At 64.6% G+C, this 18,181-nt stretch carries 16 protein-coding genes; 7 read left to right on the forward strand and 9 right to left on the reverse strand.

Translation table 11 applies throughout. The features are described from left to right. Positions 1–21: 21 nt before the first annotated feature. Positions 22–1,329 carry a GAF domain-containing protein gene (locus ACX80A_RS02695; RefSeq protein WP_459258130.1) on the reverse strand — a complete coding sequence of 436 codons (1,308 nt, stop codon included), beginning with the start codon at positions 1,327–1,329 and terminating at the stop codon, positions 22–24. A 144-nt stretch (positions 1,330–1,473) separates the two neighbouring features. Next, positions 1,474–2,898 (reverse strand): FAD-dependent oxidoreductase, encoded by a 1,425-nt coding sequence (locus ACX80A_RS02700; protein WP_459258131.1) that lies wholly within the window; start codon positions 2,896–2,898, stop codon positions 1,474–1,476. Positions 2,899–2,992: 94 nt separating this feature from the next. Between ACX80A_RS02700 and rarD the strand changes: the two genes are divergently transcribed. After that, positions 2,993–4,048: an EamA family transporter RarD gene (gene rarD / locus ACX80A_RS02705; protein ID WP_459258132.1), complete on the forward strand. Its 1,056-nt coding sequence runs from the start codon at positions 2,993–2,995 to the stop codon at positions 4,046–4,048. Positions 4,049–4,058: 10 nt separating this feature from the next. On the opposite strand, the gene ACX80A_RS02710 is transcribed toward rarD, so the two are convergent. From ACX80A_RS02710 to ACX80A_RS02725, 4 genes are all read right to left on the reverse strand, one after another. Continuing rightward, positions 4,059–4,901, reverse strand: coding sequence for a universal stress protein (locus tag ACX80A_RS02710; protein ID WP_459258133.1), 843 nt, complete (start codon positions 4,899–4,901; stop codon positions 4,059–4,061). Positions 4,902–5,023: 122 nt separating this feature from the next. Then, a complete protein-coding gene (locus ACX80A_RS02715; protein WP_459258346.1) occupies positions 5,024–6,541 on the reverse strand; it encodes an APC family permease in 1,518 nt (505 codons plus the stop codon). A gap of 5 nt (positions 6,542–6,546) precedes the next feature. Then, complete coding sequence (locus tag ACX80A_RS02720; protein WP_459258134.1) at positions 6,547–7,509, reverse strand: universal stress protein; 963 nt, start codon at positions 7,507–7,509, stop codon at positions 6,547–6,549. A gap of 5 nt (positions 7,510–7,514) precedes the next feature. Next, on the reverse strand, positions 7,515–8,882 hold the full coding sequence (locus ACX80A_RS02725; protein WP_459258135.1) for a flavin monoamine oxidase family protein: 1,368 nt from the start codon (positions 8,880–8,882) through the stop codon (positions 7,515–7,517). A gap of 139 nt (positions 8,883–9,021) precedes the next feature. Here ACX80A_RS02725 and ACX80A_RS02730 point away from each other — a divergent pair, with 139 nt between their 5' ends. Further along, entirely contained in the window at positions 9,022–9,684 is a 663-nt protein-coding gene (locus ACX80A_RS02730; RefSeq protein ID WP_459258136.1) for a TetR/AcrR family transcriptional regulator, read from the forward strand. Between the two features lie 34 nt (positions 9,685–9,718). Here the strand turns inward: ACX80A_RS02730 and gabT are convergent, their stop codons facing one another. Both gabT and ACX80A_RS02740 read right to left on the reverse strand, forming a co-directional pair. Next, the gene (gene gabT, locus ACX80A_RS02735) at positions 9,719–11,095 is read right to left on the reverse strand and encodes a 4-aminobutyrate--2-oxoglutarate transaminase (RefSeq protein WP_459258137.1); all 1,377 of its coding nucleotides are present in this window, start codon (positions 11,093–11,095) and stop codon (positions 9,719–9,721) included. A 15-nt stretch (positions 11,096–11,110) separates the two neighbouring features. Beyond that, positions 11,111–12,550: a gamma-aminobutyraldehyde dehydrogenase gene (locus tag ACX80A_RS02740; RefSeq protein ID WP_459258347.1), complete on the reverse strand. Its 1,440-nt coding sequence runs from the start codon at positions 12,548–12,550 to the stop codon at positions 11,111–11,113. 162 nt (positions 12,551–12,712) lie between these two features. Here ACX80A_RS02740 and ACX80A_RS02745 point away from each other — a divergent pair, with 162 nt between their 5' ends. From ACX80A_RS02745 to ACX80A_RS02760, 4 genes are all read left to right on the forward strand, one after another. Further along, complete coding sequence (locus ACX80A_RS02745) at positions 12,713–14,146, forward strand: PucR family transcriptional regulator (RefSeq protein WP_459258138.1); 1,434 nt, start codon at positions 12,713–12,715, stop codon at positions 14,144–14,146. A 176-nt stretch (positions 14,147–14,322) separates the two neighbouring features. Further along, a complete protein-coding gene (locus ACX80A_RS02750; RefSeq protein WP_459258139.1) occupies positions 14,323–15,321 on the forward strand; it encodes a hypothetical protein in 999 nt (332 codons plus the stop codon). Continuing rightward, the gene (locus tag ACX80A_RS02755) at positions 15,294–15,998 is read left to right on the forward strand and encodes a class F sortase (RefSeq protein ID WP_459258140.1); all 705 of its coding nucleotides are present in this window, start codon (positions 15,294–15,296) and stop codon (positions 15,996–15,998) included. The genes ACX80A_RS02750 and ACX80A_RS02755 overlap by 28 nt, the downstream gene beginning before the upstream one ends. 5 nt (positions 15,999–16,003) lie before the next feature. Further along, positions 16,004–16,681, forward strand: coding sequence for a 4'-phosphopantetheinyl transferase family protein (locus ACX80A_RS02760; protein WP_459258141.1), 678 nt, complete (start codon positions 16,004–16,006; stop codon positions 16,679–16,681). A 26-nt stretch (positions 16,682–16,707) separates the two neighbouring features. Here the strand turns inward: ACX80A_RS02760 and ACX80A_RS02765 are convergent, their stop codons facing one another. Beyond that, complete coding sequence (locus tag ACX80A_RS02765) at positions 16,708–17,067, reverse strand: TraR/DksA family transcriptional regulator (RefSeq protein WP_459258142.1); 360 nt, start codon at positions 17,065–17,067, stop codon at positions 16,708–16,710. 424 nt (positions 17,068–17,491) lie between these two features. On the opposite strand from ACX80A_RS02765, the gene ACX80A_RS02770 reads away from it, so the two are divergent. Continuing rightward, the gene (locus ACX80A_RS02770) at positions 17,492–18,172 is read left to right on the forward strand and encodes a GAF and ANTAR domain-containing protein (RefSeq protein ID WP_459258143.1); all 681 of its coding nucleotides are present in this window, start codon (positions 17,492–17,494) and stop codon (positions 18,170–18,172) included. Positions 18,173–18,181 lie beyond the last annotated feature (9 nt).

Here is an 18,181-nt window from a genome sequence, read left to right on the forward strand (position 1 = left end):
CTACCGCGTCCGAACCTCCGGTCAGGGTAGGTTGAGCTCGGCTTCCAGGCGCTCGACATGGGCGACGACGGCCGCCCGCCGCGGCGACCGTGGCGGGAGCACTTTCAGCGCTGCAGTCCACGCCTCGGCGTCGTCGTTAGCCTCAGGCAACTGAAGGTACTGCAGGACCGCGTCGGCCGCACCGTCGTTGAGGACTGCTTCGCGGAGCAGCGAACTGACCTCGGTGCGGAGCCGCACAATGGCAGGCGCCTCAGACCGGGGCAGCACCGGCCCGCGATAGAGGTTCAATGCCATCCGGTGGGCACCACGCTGCAGGTAGTCCAAGACCTGGGACGCGTCGACCGACACCTCGCGGGGCATGCGGTAGGGCCGCGAGCGCGGGACCAAAGAGGGCAACTGCTGCGAAAGGACGCGTCGCAGCCGCAGCATCTCGGCACGCACCGTGGTGACAGAAACGTGTTCGGGGTAGACCATGGCGGCGAGTTGTTCGGCACTGAGCCCGTCCGGATGCAGGGCAAGGAGGGTTACCAACTCTGCATGCCTGGCACTGAGTTCGACCGATCTACGTCCCATCTGGAGGACACCGTGGTCGAGTCCGAGGATGCGCAGGCCCTCCCGAGACACCGGGTTCGCCTTTGTGGCGGCCAGCTTTCGGGCGGGCTGCCTGGCCTGCAGCCGCTGCAGGCTGAGGTGGGCCTCGGCCGCTGCGACGGTGGCTTCCACCAGGGACAGGGTGTGGGTGGCGACCGCGTCGTCGGTCCCCGTGATATCGACGACCCCGAGCACCATTCCCGAATCCGGGTCGTGGACGGGGACGGCAGTACAACTCCAGGGATGGACCTGGCGGCTGAAATGTTCGGCTCCAGCGATCTGCACGCTCCGCCCCAGCGCTAACGCGGTGCCGGGAGCGCTGGTGCCGACGGCGCGCTCCGACCAATCGGATCCGGCAACGAACATCATGCCCTCGGCTCGGCGTCGCAGTTCCCGATCGCCGTCGACCCACAGCAGCCGTCCCTTCTCGTCGCCGACGGCTACCAGCAGGCCACTGCCGATGCAGGGTTGGACCAGAAGTTTCTGAATGATGGGCAGGACCGCCGCAAGGGGGTGGCCGAGGCGGTAGGCCTCAAGTTCGTCATCCGAGTAAAACAGGGGGGCCTGGACGACGTCGGGGTCGGGCAAATGCTTGAGAGAGCGCAGCCAGGATTCCCCGACTAGAGTCCGCACGCCGTAGGGCGTGGCGCTGCCAAGCCGTTCGTGCGCACGGTGGGCGTACTGCTGCAGGGTCCTCGACATGAGTCCCCCCGGACTCGGCAGTTGCTGCTGCGTCATCGACACTCCGCTTCATGGTCTCCCCGCCGGTGGGGTGGGATCAGTCTAGTGCCGGTGCTGACCCTCTGTCGCGGGTTTTTCCTAAGCGGCTTGTTCTCGCGAGAGGTTTTCCCCGTTGCGGTGCCCCTTAGTCCATCTGCTCGGCTACTCGTCGCGGGAGATGGCGATCATCTCGTCCCGGGGAACCACCTTCACACGTTCCCTGACCAGCTCGGCCTTGGCGCCGCCGTCGTGCACAAAGTTGGCGCCGAGCTTCAGCTCGTGGGCGTCCAGCTTGAGCCAACCCTCCCAGGTGGTGTACCGGATTCCCCGCTCGGTGAGCAGATCGATGATGGCGTTTTCGGACGGGTCCTGGGCCGGCGGGAGGTTCAGACGGTCTTCGAGAAGGAACCCAATGGTTTCCAGGGCGTCACCCTTGGTGTGGCCAATCAGGCCCACCGGACCGCGTTTGATCCAGCCCGTGGCATAGATCCCAGGGACGGGGGCGCCCTCCTGGTCGATGACGCGCCCGCCCTCGTTGGGGATGACGCCGCGCTGGCTGTCGAACCCGACCTCGGGCAACTCGGAGCCGAAGTAGCCGATGGCCCGGTAGACCGCCTGCACTGGATAATCGATGAACTCTCCGGTCCCGCGGACCGTGCCCTCGCCGGTGAGTTCGGTGCGCTCGAACCTCATGTTGGCTACCTTGCCGGGGGTCTCGGGCGAATCGGTGATTTCGACCGGAGAGTGCAGGAAGTGGAGGTGCAGCCGGCGGGAAGCGCCGGTCGGCTCGTCGTCGACCAGCCAGTTGGTGAGAGTCTTCACCATGGTTTTGGTCTGGTTGTTACTGGCGATCTGCTGTTCGGAGGCTTCGTCGAAGTCGAAGTCCTCCGGGTAAAGCACAATGTCCACGTCGCGGGAGTGGGACAGTTCGCGAAGTTCCAGCGGAGTAAACTTCACCTGCGCCGGGCCGCGGCGGCCAAAGACGTGGACGTCGGTGACGGGTGAGGCCTTCAGTCCCGCGTATACGTTGTCCGGGATCTCGGTGACAAGCAGGTCGTCGGCGTGTTTGGAGAGCACCCGGGCGACGTCGAGAGCGACGTTGCCGTTGCCGATCACGGCGATTTCCGTGGCGTTCAGCGGCCAATCGCGTGGCACATCGGGGTGCCCGTCGTACCAGGAGACGAATTCGGCGCCCCCGAAGGACCCCTCGAGACCGACGCCGGGGATGTCCAGTTCCGCGTCCTTGATTGCACCGGTGGAGAAGATTACTGCGTCGTAAAATTTGCGGAAGTCCGACAGGGTGAGGTCACGGCCGTAGTTGATGTTTCCGAGGAACCGGATGTCGCCGCGGTCCAATACCTTGTGCAGCGCGTTGACGATGCCTTTGATCCGCGGATGGTCGGGCGCCACTCCGTAGCGGATAAGGCCATAGGGTGCCGGGTGCTGGTCGAAAAGGTCAATGCTGACGGCGAAATCGCCCCCCTGAACTTCCTGGGATTTCGTCAGAATGTCGGCGGCGTACACGCCTGCCGGACCGGCACCGATGATCGCTACCCGCAGCGGACGACCCGCAGCTGAGCTGGACACTGATTGGCCTTCTTCCTAGTCGACTAAAAGAGACGCACGTTTAGCGCACAGTTTCCTATTCTAAATGCCTCACGAGGTGCAGTCTAAACCTGTGATGACGGTCTCCCCCGCGGCCGCCAGCACCGAAACCGGTGTCCGCTGGAATAAATTGGACGGGACCGGCGTTCGAGCCGATGTGACCCCTACCGAAACCACAAGCAAGCGCGAGCCCCGGAGCGAAAACTCGACGGGCATCCTGTACGGAGTCGGCGCGTATGGCCTGTGGGGTCTGCTCCCCCTGTACTTCCTGATCCTGCTGCCCGCCAGCGCAATCGAAATTGTCGCGAACCGCGTTCTTTGGTCGCTGGTGTTCTGCGCTCTACTCCTGACGGTGATGAAGTCCTGGCGGGCCGTCCACACCGCTGCGACGAACCCACGGATCCTTGGCACGCTGGCCCTGGCAGCCATGCTGATCGCGGTGAACTGGTTCGTGTACACCTACGGTGTCACGACCGGCCACGCCATCGAAGCAGCTCTTGGCTACTTCATCAACCCGATCGTTTCGGTGCTGCTCGGCGTCGTCGTGCTGCGCGAGAAGCTGCGCAGGCTGCAGTGGGCAGCGGTCGGCGTCGGAATCGTTGCGGTGGTGGTGCTGGCGATTGGCTACGGCAATGTGCCCTGGATTGCGTTGACGCTAGCCTTCTCGTTTGGTTTCTACGGTTTCGTCAAAAAGCGGGTTGGGTCCAAGGTCGACGCGGTATCGAGCCTCAGCATTGAGACCGCCGTGCTCACCCCGATCGCGGCAGGCATCATGATCTGGCTGACAGCCACCGGCACGGCGACTGTGCTGACCGAAGGCCCGGGGCATTTCTGGATCATGGCGGCGTCCGGGGTCATCACGGCTGTCCCGCTGATCTTCTTCGGCGCGGCGGCGCGCCGGCTGCCGCTGACCACCATCGGGCTCCTGCAATACCTTGCCCCGGTGCTGCAGTTCCTGCTGGCGCTCTTCGTGATCAAGGAAGACATGCCGCTTGAACGTTGGGTTGGTTTCGGGCTGGTCTGGGTGGCCCTCGCAATGCTCACCATCGACATGCTGCACTCGGTCCGCAAGAATGCCAGGCCGCGCCGGCCCCGCGGTTCAGCTCCGGTCGAGGAAACCGCCGCCGCCTAGCGGCGAAGTTCTAGGCGGCGGGGAGATTCCAGTCCCGGGGGACAACAATCATCGGAACGGGCAGCGCGCGGAGCATCTTGTTGGCCGTCGACCCCAGGAACAGTTGGCTGCGCTTCGCGAGGCGGCTCGACCCAACAAAGACAATCTCTCCGGGATCCCACTCGATGTCATCGATGGCTTGCTCGATGGTGCGTCCGTGGGCGACAGTAATCGTTGTTTGGTGCCCTTCGGGGAGCTGCTCCCCTGCGCGGGCCAGCACCGAGTTGGCATGCTGGTGTGCCAGATTAATTGCCTCGCCGGAGTCAGATTGCTCATTGACGTCGAGTGCCACCAGGGAGATCAGCCGTAGTGGCATTCCCCGGCGTGCTGCTGAGTCGACTGCCACGTCCAGGACCGCCTCGGCGCCCGCACGGGTGCCGACGGCGCAGGAGAGCCTGGTCATCCGGTCACGGTGGCGGTAGCCGCGCGGCGCCAATCCCACTGGCACCGGGGAGGAGTGCAGCACCGCGTTGGCCACGCTGCCCACGGTGAACCGCCGCAGCAGGCCATTACTGGCGGCCCCAATGACGATCAATCCGGCGTCAAGATCGGCTGCCACTTCCAACAGGCCCTCAGCGAAGGAGTCGGCCAACTTGATATGGGGCACCACCTCGACGCCGCCGGAAACCCCCGCGATGGCTTCCTCCAAAGCGGCGAGCGCGCGATTGGTCCCGGCGCCGACGCTGCCATCCTGGGGCCGGTCGAGGACCGTCACCAGGTCGATGCTCGCACCCTGGGTCCGCGCCAACGACGTTCCCAAAGCCAACGCGTCGCGGCCACGATCGTTGTTGGTAAAGCCCACTACATAGCGCATACTGCGTGCCTTCCGGTTCGGATGCTGACCGGCGCATCGGGAGTACCGCCGCAGATCTGCTCCCGCAACCTTATCGCGATCAGCGGCCAGGGCAGGCTTCGCGCTGGCCGCCGGGCTCGTCGCTACCGAACGTCAGCCGACGCGCTTCCCTTTCGGAGGGTCTCGCCGCGGAAGAAGCCGGGATTGACCCGGTACATGACCACCATCAGGACTGCGCCTAGAAGAATCACGCCGGTGCCGAGAATGAACACCAGCCCCACTCCTCCAATTTCCGATCCTGAGCCGTACCCAGGGTCCATCGAGTCGGTTGCCGTCTTCACGAACATCACCAGCAGGATCACGCCACCCAGCAGCGGTGCGAGGAACTTCAATGCAAAGTTCCGGGCACTGCTGAATGCGACTGCCCTGAAGTACCAGACGCAGGCCATCGCGGTAATCCCGTAGTAGAAACAGATCATGATGCCAAGCGCGGTGATGGTGTCATACAGAGCGTTTTCGGACACCACCCTGGTGACCACATAGAACGCTGAAGCCGCAATGGCCGCGGCGACGGTGGCGTAGCTCGGGGACTTGTAGGTGGGGCTGATCTTGCCGTAATTCGCGGGTAGCGCTCGGTAATGGCCCATCGCGAGCAGGGTGCGAGCAGGTGAGACGAAGGTTGACTGCAGGGAGGCAGCCGAACTGCTTAGCACCGTCAAAGACATCAAAATGGCGAACGGCCCCATCACGGGCCCCGCTAGTACAGCGAAGATGCTCCCCTGGTTGTCTTCGTTTCCGGCTCCGAACTCGCCGTCGCCGACCCCGGCAAAGGACAGGGTGGCCAGCGCAACAGTCAGGTAGATCACCACGATCACCACGACGGTGAGCGTCGCTGCCCGGCCGGGAGTCCGCTCTGGATCCTTGGTTTCCTCGTTCATGGTCAAGGTAACGTCCCAGCCCCAGTAGACGAAGATCGACAGGGATACACCGGCGGCGAAGGCTGAGAAGGATTCGACCGCAAACGGGTTGAACCAGTCGGGGCTGATGGCCGTGGCATCGAAGGCAGTGCCGTTGGCCACGTGGATAAACGCGGCGATCGCGAACCAGCCCAGCACCAATAGTTGGAAGCCCACCAGCACGTACTGAACCGCCTTCGTGGTCTCCATACCCCGATACGAGACCCAGCAGGCCAGTGCAACAAAGATCAGGGTGGTGGCGATGTTCAGCGGCAGATTGAGGGTTAGGTCTGCCAAGGACTCGTTACCCGTCAGCTGGGCGAGCATGAGGTAGAAGAAGTCGACGGCGACGGCCGCCAGATTCGACAACACAATCACCGTCGCAGCGATCAGCCCCCAGCCGCCCATCCAACCAATCCAGGGCCCGAACGCTCGGGTGGCCCAGGTGAAGGAGGTGCCGGCGTCGGGCATCGCATTGTTTAGTTCGCGGTAGCCGAGGGCGACCAGCAGCATCGGAATGAATCCGGCCAGGAAGATGGCCGGCAGTTGCACACCCACCTCAGCGACTGTGGGGCCTAGCACCGCGGTCAGCGTGTAGGCCGGCGCAATACATGACACACCAATCACCACAGCACCAAGCAAGCCAACAGATCCGGAGCTCAGGCCTTTCTGGCTCAGTCCGGTGGCGGAATTCTTCGTACGCATAGTGCTCACTGCTTCACCTCGGTGGGTTGGACGTCCATGCCCTCTCCGGCATCGGAGCGCTTGTTGACGAACCGCTCCGGCTGGCGCGGCGGATCCTCGGTAGATACGTAGCCGCGCGGGACAACGACCATCGGTACGGTCAGCCCGCGCAGGATCTTGTTGGCGGTGACCCCGAGGAAGAGGCGGCTGTGCTGAGCCAGTCGGCTGGATCCGACCAGCAGGACTTCGCCTTCGTCCCAGGCCAGCACCCCGATTGCTTCCTCGACGGTAGCGCCGTGCACCACTTCGACGCTGACTTGGCCGCCGGCGGCGAGCGACGCTGCGGCCTCAGCCAACCTCGTGTTGGCATGCTCGTGGGCGGCCTCCACGGCTGCGGCGTCCGCGGCTCCGTCGGTGCCGGTCGCCGGGTCGAGTGCGACCAGCGAGACCAGGCGCAAGGGCAGTCCCCGCCGGGCAGCGGAATCGACGGCGACGGCGATGACCTCGTCGGCACCTTCCCGGGTACCGACGGCGCAGGTGAGCCTGGTGATCGGGTCGAGGTGTCGATAACCCTGGGGTGCCAATGCAACGGGCACCGGCGAGGCGTGAAGGAGAGTGCCCGCGACGCTGCCCACGTTGAACCGTTTACTCAGCCCGCGGGAACTCGCTCCGATAATGATCAGGCAAGCGCCGGAATCGACGGCGGCATCAATAAGGCCACCCGCCTGCGAGTCGGCGCTGATGACGTGCGCCCGGGCGGTGACGTCGTCGGGAATCAGAGCGAGGCCTTCGGCCAACCATTCCTGCAACTGCGCCGAGAGGATGCTTTCGAATCCCCGCTGGGGAGGGTAGACGGCATTGTAAGGCGAATGCTCCGGCATCACCATCACGAGCTGAAGGTTGGCGTCCTGGCGGCGGGCGAGCGCGACGGCGAGGCTAACGGCGTCGCGACCGCGTTCGTCAGCCGTGTACCCGACGATGTAATCCATGCGGATCATGCTCCCTCGGCTGCGATGCTCATGATGTTGCGGGCAGTTTGCTGACCCATGCGGACCGCTCCCTCAACGTGCTGGTAGCCCTCCGCCGCAAGGTCAGAACAGGACCAGTGAATCGGGCCGACGGGGGTCAGCTGGTCCGGACCGTAGCGGTGGAGGCCGCCGAGGTCGTAACTGGTGGCGTAGGCGCCCCTGGTCCATTCCTCTGAGCCCCAATCCGACTCGTAGTAGACCTCGGGGGTGAGCGCCTGCGGTCCAAGGAATCCAGCAATGGATTCGAGGATTGCGTGTTTGCGGGCCGCCGGGTCCAGGGCGAACATGGCGTCGGCCTTCTCATCCGACACGAATCCGACCAGCGTTCCGCGGGAGTCCTCGTGATTGGTGTTGTCGTAAACCTCCTGCACAATCGATGAGGCGCTGAACCCGGTGCCGGACAGACCGTCGGCTCGCCAGAACGGTGTCGCGTAGACTGCGTGGACCTTGATGACCAACCCCAGGGACTGATGCTGGTGCATCTGGTGCTGGCGGCGGGGCAAAGGTGGTTCGTAGGACACCCGCGAGTACAGGTTCGGTGGAACTGCCATCACGGCATGGCGGGCCCGGACGGTCACGGTGTCGGAGACTGCGGTCACGCCGTCGTCGTCGGACCAGCGCAGGGTACGGACTGGGCTGCCCAGGACGACGTCGTCACCCAGACGGTCCGCGAGGCGTTCCGAGACCTGCTGCATGCCCCCGATGACCCGTTTGTCGAGGATGAAGTTCTCGTCGACGAGGTTGGTAAAGGAACCGGCGGAGGCTGCCATCAGTACCGCCTGCAGGGTGGAGAAGGCATGCGCTGGTTTGGTGAGCATCCCGCCAGCGATGAAGAGCCCGATGTTGTTGCAGGCTTCCTCGTCGGGTGACTGTTGGCGGAGCCAGTGGTGGAAGGAAATGGTGTCCAGAGCCCTGGCCTCGGGGTGGGTCCAGGGGGCTTCGGGGCCGGCCTCTGCTGCCAGCCGATCAAGCAGTTCGATCAGTCGGTTCATTTCAGCTTCGGTGGCAGCCGACACGGGGAACATGTCGCCCGTGTAGCGGGTGCGGGTGCCGTCGGCGCCGATGTACACGGAGTCGCCGGTGCGGTACCGGTCATAGGTGTCCAGTCCAAGTTCGGCGAGCATTCCCTTGAGTGCTGTTTGATCCGGGGACACCCATTGGCCGCCGATCTCCAGCACGGCACCGTCAATGGTGTCGGTCCAGGTGCGTCCACCGACGCGGTCTCGCGCCTCCAGGACTGCGACGCTGAGCCCTGCCTTACTTAACTCCCATGCCGCGGTGAGGCCCGACGGCCCCGCTCCGACGATCACTACGTCACGTTCCAAATACTCCACAGTTGCCTCTCACACACGGTATGGCCCACGCCACAAAATGAACGTCATTCATTTACTAGGAATACTGTAGCGATACTGTCCCGGTTTGAAAAGGGCGCAGTAGACTGATTCCCCAGCACGGGACAGCGAAGGAGCGGCTATGGGAACTGTGGGAGCGCCGACCAGTCGTCGTCGGGCGGGTCGACCACCGCGTGGGCTGCTGTCGCAGGACCTAATCACCGACGCGGCGCTCGGTCTGATCGCCAGCCAGGGGTATGAGGGGTTGACCATGTCGGCCCTCGCGCAGCGTCTCCGGGTGGCGCCGTCTGCCTTGTACAACCACGCCGAATCCAAGCAGGAGGTGCTGCGGTGGGTCGAGGACCGGGTGATGGCCCAGGTAGATTTCAGCTCGTTCGCCTCGGCCCCATGGGAAGAGGCGGTCCGCGCCTGGGCGTGGTCCTACCGGGGCGTGTTCGCCGCCCACGCCCCCCTGATTTCGGTGATCGCGGTCCTGCCGGTAACCGGCGCCCCCGAAACGCTGGCCATGTATGAGGCTGTGACTACCGGATTCCTCGACGCCGGGTGGCCCGAGGATCGCATCATCCCGGCCATCGTGGCGCTCGAATCGTTCATCTTCGGCTCGGCGTTCGACGTCGCCGCTCCCGAGGACATTTTCGAGTCCGGCAGTCTCGGTCCCGATTACCCGCGGTTCACTGCAGCCGTTCGCCGCCGCAACACCTCGCAGGCCAATTCCGCCGACTCAGCCTTCACCATCGGCCTTGAAGCCCTTATCGCGGGTCTCCGGGCGCAGCTGACGAGCTGACGCCGTCATCTCCGCGCCATGGAAAAGAGTGCCGTTACTTCGCGGCGCGGATGGCCGCCTCGAGGACGTCGAGACCGTCGTTCAGCAGCTCATCACCGATCACAAGCGGCGGCAGCAGCCGGACCACATTGCCGTAGGTGCCACAGGTCAGGATAATGACGCCTTCCTGCAGGCACGCCGCAGCGATGGCTTTGGTGGCCTCCGGGTTCGGTGTCTTCGTCCCGGGCACCACGAACTCGAGCGCGAGCATCGCGCCCCGGCCGCGGATCTCTCCGATGATCGACTCGGCTCCCAGGTCTTTCTGCAGCGCACGGAGCCGGGACGTCGCCAGTTCCTCGATCGCCAGCGCGCGGGCACCAAGATCCTGCTCCTGCATCGTGTCAATTGCCGCAAGTGCTGCGGCGCAGGCCACCGGGTTGCCGCCAAAGGTGCCCCCGAGGCCGCCGGGGTGGACGGCGTCGAGGAGGTCCGCGCGGCCGGTGATGGCAGACAGCGGCATACCGCCAGCAATTCCCTTGGCCATGGTGATGATGTCGGGCACTACGCCTTCATGATCGACGGCAAACCAGGCGCCCGTTCGGCAGAAGCCTGACTGCACTTCATCGGCGATGAACACCACCCCATTGGCCTTGGCCCAGGCGGCCAGCGCCGGCAGGAAGCCCTCGGCCGGAACAATGAAGCCGCCCTCGCCTTGAATCGGTTCGATGATGATCGCGGCGAGTGAACTAGCCCCGATCTGCTTCTCCATCATGGTGATGGCGCGCTGGGCTGCCTCGGCACCGGTGATCGAGGGGTTTTCCTCGCGGAACGGGTAACTCATCGGCAACCGGTAGACCTCGGATGCGAACGGACCGAAGTCACCGGCAGGACCGCCCTTGTACGGCAGGGACTTGGCGGTGAGCGCCATCGTGAGGTTGGTACGCCCGTGGTAGGCATGATCGAACGCGGCGACGGCGGTGCGGCCGGTGGCCAGGCGCGCCACCTTCACAGCGTTCTCGACCGCCTCGGCACCCGAGTTGAACAACACGGTGCGCTTCTCGAAGTCCCCGGGGGTCAGCTCGGCCAGTTTCTCGGCGACCGCGATGTAGCCCTCGTAGGGGGTCACCATGAAGCAGGTGTGGGTGAAGTGCTCCACCTGCTCCTTGACGGCACCGACAACGGCGGGATCGGACGCCCCGACGCTCGTCACCGCAATGCCTGAGCCGAGGTCGATGAACGAGTTGCCGTCGACGTCGTGGATGATGCCGCCGTCGGCGTCGGCCACATACACCGGCACGCCGGAGGCGACCCCTTTCGCCACCACAGCCGCGCGGCGTGCGGCCAGCTCAGTAGACTTAGGGCCGGGAAAGTCGGCGATGATCTTGCGCTTCTGCTCGAGCCGGAACTGCGGCTGGATTGCCTGGGTGGTCATAGTGAAACTGCCTTTCTAAACATCCAGCGCGCTCATGACGTGCTTGATCCGGGTGTAGTCCTCAACGCCGTACATCGAAAGATCCTTGCCGTACCCGGAACTTTTGAAGCCGCCGTGCGGCATTTCCGCGGTGAGGAGAATATGGGTATTGATCCAGACGGCGCCAAAGTCAAGGTCCCGGGAGACCCGCATGGCGGTGCCATGATCGGTGGTCCAGATGCTCGACGCCAACGCATACTCCACGTCGTTGGCCAGTTCAACTGCCTCGTCCTCGGTGGTGAACTTCTGCACCGTGATGACCGGGCCGAATGTTTCCTGCTGGACGATGTCGTCGTTCTGCCGTGCTCCGGTGATGATCGTCGCTTCGTAGAAGTACCCCTTGTCGCCGGAACGCTTGCCGCCAATCTCCACCTTGCAGTGCTCCGGCAGGGCGTCCATCGCCGCATTGACTGCATTGAAGTGGTTGATGTTGTTCAACGGCCCGAAGTAATTCTGGGAGTCGTCGGCGTTGCCCGTCTTCAGCGTCTCGGTGTGCGCCACCAGAGCCGCCACCAGTTCGTCATGCACCGAATCCTTCACCAACACACGGGTGATCGCCGTGCAATCCTGGCCGGCATTGAAGAACGAGAACTCCGCGATCGCCGCGGCGGTCTTCTTGATCTCCGCATCGGCGAACACGACGGCGGGAGCCTTGCCACCGAGCTCCAGGTGGGCTCGCTTGAGGCTTTTGGCGGCGCCGGTGGCGACGGCGATTCCAGCGCGTACGGAGCCGGTGATCGACACCAGCCCGGGCACCGGGTGGTTCACCATGGCCGCGCCAGTCTCGCCGGTACCGAGCACCACGTTCAACACGCCGGGAGGCAGTATCCCCTGGGTCAACTTCGCCAGCACCAGGGTGGATTCAGGGGTGGTGTCGCTGGGCTTGAGGACCACGGTGTTACCGGCCGCGAGCGCTGGGCCAATCTTCCAGATGGCCATCAGCAGCGGATAATTCCACGGCGCCACCTGGGCGACTACACCAATGGGCTCCCGTCGGATATAGGAAGTGTGGCCTTCGACGTACTCGCCAGCTGACTTTCCTTCCATCAAGCGTGCGGCGCCAGCGAAGAACCGCAACTGATCGGCGCCCACCGTCACCTCCTCGGCTGCGATCAGGTCGCGGACCTGACCGGTATTGCGGTGCTGAGCTTCGACGAGTTCGTCGCTTGCCCCTTCAACGGCGTCAGCCAGCTTTAACAACATCAGCTGTCGCTGGCTGGGAGTGACATGTTTGAACGTCTTGAAGGCAGCCGACGCAGCGGTCATGGCGGCATCGACGTCCGAGGCCAGCGAAACGGGCGCCTTCGCCACAACTTCACCGTTGGTCGGATTGACGACATCCAGCAATTTGGTCCCGGCCGGCGTCACGAACTCGCCGTTGATAAAGTTTTGGAGGGTGGTTACCACGGTATTCATCCCTTTTCTGGTGATGGGCCGACGAAGCGCTGCGGACTCGTCGCAGTTCAAATCCATTGCAGACCCTACGCCCCCTCGCGTTCCCCGGCCTAGGGTAATAAGCACAACAACCTTGACCGACCATGGTGCAACCGCACAGGGCACTGGTTCTATAGTTGGGGGATGGCCATTAACCTCCCCACGCTGCTCACGGCCGCCGGTCTCGGACTTCAACCGGTGGGGTCCACCCATGCGCCGGCGATCCCGATCCAGTGGGTTGCGGTCACCGAGCTTGAGAATCCCCTTCCGTTCCTCAGCGGCGGCGAGGTGGTGCTGACCACAGGCCTGCGGCAGAAGACGACGGCGGCGCAACGCGCGTTCGTCCGTCGTGTCCACGAATCCGGGGCGTTAGGAATCGGCTTCGGCACTGGCCTGAGCCATCGACAGGTTCCAGCGGCGCTGATCGATGAGGCCGACACCCTGGGACTTCCCGTTTTCCGGGTGCCCTATGAAACGCCGTTCATCGCGATCGGGAAAATCGTCGCCGATTCCCTCTCCGCGGACCACTACTCACGGCTTGAAAGTCTTCTGAAAGGCCATCAGCTCCTCGCTTCGGCGCTACTCGGCGGGGGCGGTCTCCCCCAGCTGCTCCGCGAGCTCGCCACCATACTCGGCACCGACGTCGCGCTGTCCCAATACGGCGCCCAGCTGTTCACAACGTCTCCAGGCGCGCCACCCCGCCAGACAGGACCGGCTGACGGGCGCTGGTACCGCCTCCCGGTTGGCACCGGGCTGAAGGACCGCTGCACCCTGGCTATCGCCGAGCCGTATACCCCCGAGCCCATCGTGGCGTATGCGCAAAGCTTGATCAGCGTCGAGTTGAGCAACCAGGCCCGACGACGGGCGAGCGAGCGGACCGTGATGGGTCAGCTCTTCCAGGATGTCGTGCGTGGCACTCTCGCAGGGGCCGACGCCGTCGTGCGCCTTGGTGGCGCCGGTATCGATACCGCGCTACGCCAGGTGGTGGTGATTGTCGAGGTCGCCTCGGGGCAGCGTCGGGCGCTGCGGACCCTGCCGACACCCTCAGAATTCGCGCCAGGTGTTGCCGCGCTGGTCGATGAGCGTCTGGTGATCGCTGTGCCGGATGGTGACGGCGCCGCCCTGGGCCAGCAGATGGGGGCCTACCTGCATGGTGCCGGGCTGACCGCCAAGGTGGGGTTTGGGGGAGCGTATGCGCAGGCCAGCGGATTCCGGTGGAGCTACTTCGAGGCGCGTGAATCGCTGACCCGCGGGCAAGCGGTCAACACTCCGGACCGGCTGAGCCTGACCTCCCTGCTGATGGCCAGCGAGGATGTGCCGCTCGCCGATCTTGCCGCCGAAGCGCTGGACCCGGTAGCAGCGTTCGACCAGCGCCACCACGCCGAACTGATGGTCACGCTGGAACGATATCTGGCGCTGAACGGGTCGGTAGCTGCGGTCGCCGAAGCCCTGCAGTTGCACCGGAACACCGTGCGGTACCGCCTGCAGCAGATCCAGGATCTGAGCGGCTACGACCCCGGCATCACCGGCGACCGCGTCCACCTCTACCTCGCCCTGAACGTGAGGGGATTGCGGTAGCCGGTCAACGATGCAATGAACTGTTCGAAAAGGAATTGTCCGAAAAATGCTGGTATTTCCTGATGTGGCGTGGTCAAATTACGTCAGCCAGACAGCACCGCTCCCAGCGTCGCGCATCCGGCGGACGCCACTCAAGGGGGACTTGAGGGCCTTTCTCAAGGAAAAGACGTGGTCTCATGACGCACCGTAATCGCCTGCTGACTTTTGGCACCTGCTCCGCACTCATTGTTGGTTCAGCCTTTATAGCTGCCTCACCCGCTGCCGCCGCGCCCGCCTCGGCGTCCTGCGTCTCCGCCCAGACAGCGCTCGGGGCAGCCCTGGACTCCGCGTCAGTGGACATCGGCCTGGCCTACGATCTGAAAGCCGCTCTGGCCGCCGTCGAGGCTGCCGGTCTGGCCCTTGAAGCGGCCTGGATTGAAGCCGATTTGGCGGCCACTGAGGAGTACGCCGCCGTGGAAGCCGCGTACGCTGCCTATGACGAGGCAGCAATGGCGCTGGAGGCCACCGCTGCGGCTGTCGACGCAGCGCAGACGGTGAAGATCCTTGCCGACGATCGGGTTAAGGCCGCCGAGCTGGCTCTCGCAGCGGTGGCAGCCGACGACACCGCTGGCCGTGTCGCCGCCGAAGCCGAGCTAACCGCAGCACTCGCTGCCCAAGCCGAGGCGACCACCGCGCTGACTGCACGCCAAGCGGAGCGGGACGCTGCACCGGCCGCGCTCGCAGCCGCTGAAGAAGTGCTGATGGAGGCCGAGAATGCCTTGAACCTGGCTACTAATAGCGAAGCAGTGATCGCGGCTGAGAACGCCTACTACGCCGCTGTCGAGGTGATCGAGGCGGTCCTCGCCGACCTGGACGGTGCTGGGACCAGCCCCGAAGAGGTGCAGGTTCTGGTGAACGCCGCACTCGCCGCCTGCGCTGCGACCGGCACGGAAGAGGGAACCGGCCAGGACTTTGAGGTGCCGGTTGTCGCCGTCACTCCCAGCACTCCGCCGGCGCCCGGCGGGGCCGCCCCGGAAACCACAGCCGTAGCCGGGAGGGGGCTGAACATTCAGTCCGCCGCCGCCGATTCAGCGCCTGACAATGCGAGCGTTCTGACCTTCGGCGGGGCAGCGGGAGTAGTGCTGGTCCTGCTGTCGGGTGCTGTCGGGTGGCTACGCCGCTCCGCCAGGGCCTGAGCGTGCGAGGGAGCGTGCGCGGCGCCGCCGGGCCTGGCTCCGCGGCCCGGTGGACGGGCCTGGCGCTGTCCGCTGCCCTGATCATGGGTGCCGCGCCGGTTGTCGGCGCGGCACCCCCGGCGGCTGATTCAGGACGCCAGGTGCAGGCTACCGCGTTCGTACCGACGTCCGCAGCACCCACCGCTGCTTCCCCTGCACCCACCCCGACGACGGCCCCCGCCACCGAGCCAGCCGCTTCGCCGCCGGGCTGGCTCACCGTGGAGGCCGCCGGTATCGACCAGTCAATCCTGCCCCTCACCCCCTCAGCGGAGGAGTTTTCCTCCCAGTCGATCGTGCCGCCCCTAACAGAGGACGCGTATTGGCTGACATCCTTCGGAAAACCCGGCTTAGCGTCGGAGGACACGACGTACATCACCGGCCACAGCTGGGAGGGCCGCGACGCCCCCTTCAATCGGCTGAGCACCGACGCCGAGGTCGGCGATTCGATCGTACTCACCACCGAAACCGGTGTCCTCGAGTACGTCATCGATTCGGTGACCACCCACGACAAGAACACCCTGAAGGACAGTGAGATCTGGGATATCGTGCCTAACCGGCTGGTGCTGATCAGCTGCTACACCGAGGACATCTGGGGCAAAAACGTGGTACTCACAGCCAGCCCAGCCGGGAGCGGCTAGCAGCCGTGCCGGTCCAGTACGTTGCCGCGACTGCGTTGGACGTTGCCCGGGCCCTTGAGCCACTGGGTGGACTCGACAGGTTTCTGCCAGCTGGGGTCCGCGCGGCTGCCGGTCGCCATCGGCATGAGCAGGACCGGTTGACCTACCGTGCGGCGCACGCGGTGTTTCGCCTCCTGGCAGCTCGCGTCCTCGACACCACGCCGTCCCGGGCCGCCGAACTGCCGGTGACACGCTCCTGCCGGACCTGCGGCTCGGAGCTGCACGGCAAGCCTGCGGTTGACGGAGTCGAGCTGAGCCTGTCCCGTTCCGCTGGGACGCTCCTGGTTGCCTCGGCTCCGGCCGGTTCCTCCGTCGGAGCCGATATCGAGCGCGTCCCCGACGCCGTCTTCGATGGGTTCGATGCGTACGCCCTCTCGACTCTGGAGCGGTGTCAGCTCAGGCCCGACGACGCCGAGTCCCGGCTCCGGCTGTGGGTCGCCAAGGAGGCGGTGCTGAAAGCAACTGGGCATGGGCTCAGCATTGAACCTCATACGCTCACCATCTCGGGAAACTCCTGTATGGGGCCACCCGGAGCTCAGTACCTGCGACTGACGTGGGTCGACGCACCTGCTGGGTATGCCGCGGCGATCGCCGCGCCCGCCGAATCGGAGATCACCCGGATGGGGATCGCCCGGTTGGTGTAGCGGACCTGGAACCTCCTCGCGCCCAGCTATCTACCGGACGCGTGATCAATGCAGTATGGTGTCCACGGCCTGGCCTCGAGGCGTCCTGCGGCGATGGCCTTGCCGCAGGACGTGCACACGCCGTAGCTCCCGCCGTCGAGCCGCTGCAAGGCAGCCCGGATCTCGGCTGATCTCTGTCGGGCGTCCCGGGCCAGGACTACTACCTGCGAGAGCTCAGAGGCGATGGTGGTGCCCTCCGGATCATGTTCGTCGTCGACGTTCGAATTATCCCGGGCAGCGCTCACCGAACGGCTATCAGCATCCAGGGCGGCAAGGCTCGCACGGGTGCGGGCAAGCTCAGCGTCCAGGAGCGGCCGATAGCGCTCAAACCGGGTCTCTGATGTCATGCAGCCATGCTACGGGTGCGGCGACTACCGGTACCGGTCAGTGACCGGGCAGCTGAATGAAGCGGCTCCCGGACCAGTTCCCCGGCACGATGCAGCTCGGGCCGCGCCATGTCGGGAAACAAGCGGTGTTCCATCTGGTAGTTCAGCCCGCCCATGAGCAGCCGGACACCGAAGTGAATCGACGTGCAGCAAGTAACCGAGGAAGAGCAGTAGTTGGTGCACACCGGGTGGTCTACGAAATTGCGGCTGCAGCGGAGAAACCGGGGCGTTATTTCTTCGGCGTCGATGGGTGAGTCGACTATCCTATGACTACAGGCACACCCCGCCCCAGGGGTTAGCCGTTCGGCTTGAAAATTGCCCAGCCACAAGGCAGGAGCGGCAGGGATGTCAGGGATGTCAGGGATGTCAGGGATGTCAGGGAATCATGGTTGAGCGGTCTCCCTTCACCACAGATGGTGACAGTGCGAACCTCTGTACTCCCTATCTGGAGGAGCTGCCGGTCACTGGTGCAGCGATCTCAGTTTTCGGCGGTTCCCTGCAGGAGACCGTCTGTTGTAGTGACGATTTGGCCCGCAAGCTAGACGAACTGCAGTTTGAACTCGGGGAAGGCCCGCGCTGGGAAGCCTCGGCGAGTCGCCTGCCGGTCCTGATCCCAGATGTCACTGATGACTGGCATACCCGCTGGCCCGTTTTCGGCAACGCCGTACGAGCAACAAAGGTAAGGGCCGTGTTCGTCTTTCCTCTCACCCTCGGGGCCATCGATATTGGAGTCGTCGAGCTATACCGGATCCGTCCGGGCGGACTGAGCAGCGCCAGCCAGGCCGCGGCGTCGGTCCTCACCGATAGAACCTCATGGATACTGCTACGGCGGATGTTGTCTCGGGAACCCGGCCTCGTTGATTCATTCGGCGGCAACGACGGGACGTCCCTTTCCCGACGGGAAATCCATCAGGCCACCGGGATGGTGCTGGCTCAGGCCAACATCAACGCCACCGATGCCTTGCTGTTACTGCGTGGTTACGCCTTTTCCGAGGGGCAACCCCTTAAAGAGGTAGCGCAGTCAGTTATTGATCGCAGGCTGGACTTCACGCCGAACTCGCGATAGCGGAGTAAA

This window comes from Arthrobacter sp. TMN-50, from assembly GCF_054511125.1.

What these genes read in the sequence shown, in the direction of transcription:
- ACX80A_RS02695 (WP_459258130.1), bottom strand. Translation starts at nt 1,329, where the DNA reads ATGACGCAGCAGCAACTGCCGAGTCCGGGGGGACTCATGTCGAGGACC.
- rarD (WP_459258132.1), top strand. Translation starts at nt 2,993, where the DNA reads ATGACGGTCTCCCCCGCGGCCGCCAGCACCGAAACCGGTGTCCGCTGG.
- ACX80A_RS02710 (WP_459258133.1), bottom strand. Translation starts at nt 4,901, where the DNA reads ATGCGCTATGTAGTGGGCTTTACCAACAACGATCGTGGCCGCGACGCG.
- ACX80A_RS02715 (WP_459258346.1), bottom strand. Translation starts at nt 6,541, where the DNA reads ATGCGTACGAAGAATTCCGCCACCGGACTGAGCCAGAAAGGCCTGAGC.
- ACX80A_RS02720 (WP_459258134.1), bottom strand. Translation starts at nt 7,509, where the DNA reads ATGGATTACATCGTCGGGTACACGGCTGACGAACGCGGTCGCGACGCC.
- ACX80A_RS02730 (WP_459258136.1), top strand. Translation starts at nt 9,022, where the DNA reads ATGGGAACTGTGGGAGCGCCGACCAGTCGTCGTCGGGCGGGTCGACCA.
- gabT (WP_459258137.1), bottom strand. Translation starts at nt 11,095, where the DNA reads ATGACCACCCAGGCAATCCAGCCGCAGTTCCGGCTCGAGCAGAAGCGC.
- ACX80A_RS02740 (WP_459258347.1), bottom strand. Translation starts at nt 12,550, where the DNA reads ATGAATACCGTGGTAACCACCCTCCAAAACTTTATCAACGGCGAGTTC.
- ACX80A_RS02745 (WP_459258138.1), top strand. Translation starts at nt 12,713, where the DNA reads ATGGCCATTAACCTCCCCACGCTGCTCACGGCCGCCGGTCTCGGACTT.
- ACX80A_RS02750 (WP_459258139.1), top strand. Translation starts at nt 14,323, where the DNA reads ATGACGCACCGTAATCGCCTGCTGACTTTTGGCACCTGCTCCGCACTC.
- ACX80A_RS02765 (WP_459258142.1), bottom strand. Translation starts at nt 17,067, where the DNA reads ATGACATCAGAGACCCGGTTTGAGCGCTATCGGCCGCTCCTGGACGCT.
- ACX80A_RS02770 (WP_459258143.1), top strand. Translation starts at nt 17,492, where the DNA reads ATGGTTGAGCGGTCTCCCTTCACCACAGATGGTGACAGTGCGAACCTC.